The organism is Megasphaera sp. AF13-6AC (assembly GCF_027685385.1).
GTDB lineage: Bacteria > Bacillota > Negativicutes > Veillonellales > Megasphaeraceae > Megasphaera > Megasphaera micronuciformis.
The window spans coordinates 1-2,128 of sequence record NZ_JAQCUN010000179.1 but is presented as its reverse complement, the minus strand read 5'-3'; the positions used below and the strand labels follow the sequence as shown (position 1 = coordinate 2,128).

Sequence of the window (2,128 nt, the reverse complement as noted above, 5' to 3'; positions counted from 1 at the left end):
GCAGCCGTCACACGCTTACCCGGATAAATACGAATATCATTGGCCGTCAAATAATAGTCCGGAGTCTTAGCTACGGCGTGAGGAGTCGTAATTAAACCGTGTTTGATATAAACGGACCCGTCCGCCATTTTTGCGCTTTGCCCGCGGAAATAAAGGGCCGATGAATCGCTCGATGTATATCCTGCCACGGTCGCCACCGTAGCCGAATTATCCTTCGTATTATAAACGACTCCGTCTGCCGTAATAACCTGGTCATCATTAATATAGATGGTCGGTCCTTTTGTTTCATATGTACCGGTCTTCATGTTCCCTTCCATATAGGAAGTATGCAGTTCACTCGTACCGCGTTGTACATCCACATTGCCGCGACTTTGTACGTATCCGTCCGAATTTCGCACATACACGGAATCGGAGGACACCTTAGCCGGCATAGGCAACGTATCAAGTTTGGCCATTGCCGCATCTAAGTCGACAGCAGACGCGGTCTGAACCGGGGTATGTAATTTTTCCGTTACAGCCGTTTCCCCTGCGGCATATGATGCAATTCCCACAGGAAGTACAAAGGCCAATACCGTTGCGGTCAGTCGTTTATTCATTCGTGTCACCTTTATATAACCTACTGTTCTGTAGGCGTAATGGTAATAATCGTTTCATCGTTCGCATCGTCAAGGTCTACGGGACGAACATCCGAATTGGCTGCCGTTGTCGTAACTTCCGGTTCAGCCGCTTTTGCAGGTGCCGGCGTTTCCGTTTTTTCGGGCACTTCCGCTTGTTCCGGCTTTTGTACAGCACTCGGCTTTTCAACCTGGGGCGATGCCGGTGATTCCGTTACGGTTGTCGCCGGTTCATTAGTGCCGGGAACGACAACACCGCTAGCCGCCATGTCCGCCGTTTCCATCGTATTCGGACCGCCTTCAGATTTAAAGCCTACAACATCCGCATCGTGCTTCGTTTCAGCATACATTGTCGAGCCGGCGGGAATGTCTACATTATTGCCCTTAACGAACAAGCCGCCGACCAAGCCGACAGGTCCGAGAATAATGGCTCCGGCAGCGGAAGCCCCGACAGCACCGGCGGTACGCTTGTATTGTTCCTTAGTTTTTTCACCGACAACAAGCTGTACGGGCGAACCGTCAGAAGCATGGACGGAATCATATTCAATTTCTATCTTACCGTCTCTACCGAAGCGTCCGGCTTTACGTGCTTTACTCACCGTCCCTTCGGCTTCCATGCCGCGAGGAATGGCTATGACATCCCCGACTTTAATATCTTCGGCAACGGAGAAACGAAGGCGATCACCTTCGGTCAAGTCCTTGGAGTTAATAGGATCTTCATTGGTCATTTCCACAACTGTCCCGGCAGGAATCGTTACCACCTGAGACACGAATTTTCTCTTGCCCAACATGGCGGAACGAAGAGCCGCCACGCGGCTACGCAGGGATCCTGTACCGACCTTACCGCTGATACCTTCTTCCAGCTCTCCTACGCGAGTCGTCAAGGCATCGTTTGTAACCGTACCGGAATATTGGCGCTGCATCATGTTGACTGCTGCCACCATGGACAGATCCGAGCCCGTATTTCCGTACACCTCTTTATATAATTCATCTGTTCTCGAATCAACACTGCCCGAAACGGAGTCAGAACCGTTGAGAACTTTATCGAGAGCGGCAATACGAGTATTCAGTGCACCTGTCTGAGTCGTACCGTATACGGTCGTTTCCACCTTTTCCGCTTTTTCAAGAATCGTATAGTCTGCAGCTCCGACAGTTGCAACTCCGCATAATGCGACAACCGCCAACAGTGCCGATATTTTCTTATTCCACACCATAGTCATTCCTCCTGATTCTATTGCCGTAGGCAATGACATACCATTTCGATAATCAGTTAATATTATAGTAAATAGGTCGGTAAAAATCAACAAGAACGGCTTATTTGCGTCATTACGGATATGAATCTATAATGTAATCAAAACTTAACAGCGAGGTGTTTTTTATGCTGACAGAAGCAATGATTCGCAAGCAAGTTGCAGAAGCTGCTGAAAAGGCTCGACAGACAACGCCCTTGGCAGGTTCCATCACCAATTTCGTAACAGTCGACTTTGTTGCCAATGCGCAATTAGCCGTAGGCG

1 protein-coding gene and 1 pseudogene are annotated in these 2,128 nt (G+C 49.2%); both read right to left on the bottom strand.

The window, feature by feature from the left end:
* A pseudogene (locus PGX78_RS07810) lies at window positions 1-596 on the bottom strand (hypothetical protein); the annotation flags it as partial.
* Window positions 597-616: 20 nt separating this feature from the next.
* Window positions 617-1,828 carry a hypothetical protein gene (locus PGX78_RS07805; protein ID WP_270446340.1) on the bottom strand — a complete coding sequence of 404 codons (1,212 nt, stop codon included), beginning with the start codon at window positions 1,826-1,828 and terminating at the stop codon, window positions 617-619.
* Window positions 1,829-2,128 lie beyond the last annotated feature (300 nt).

Bases quoted from the DNA above. Each gene is read 5' to 3' on its own strand.
- PGX78_RS07805 (WP_270446340.1), bottom strand. From the start codon at position 1,828: ATGGTGTGGAATAAGAAAATATCGGCACTGTTGGCGGTTGTCGCATTA.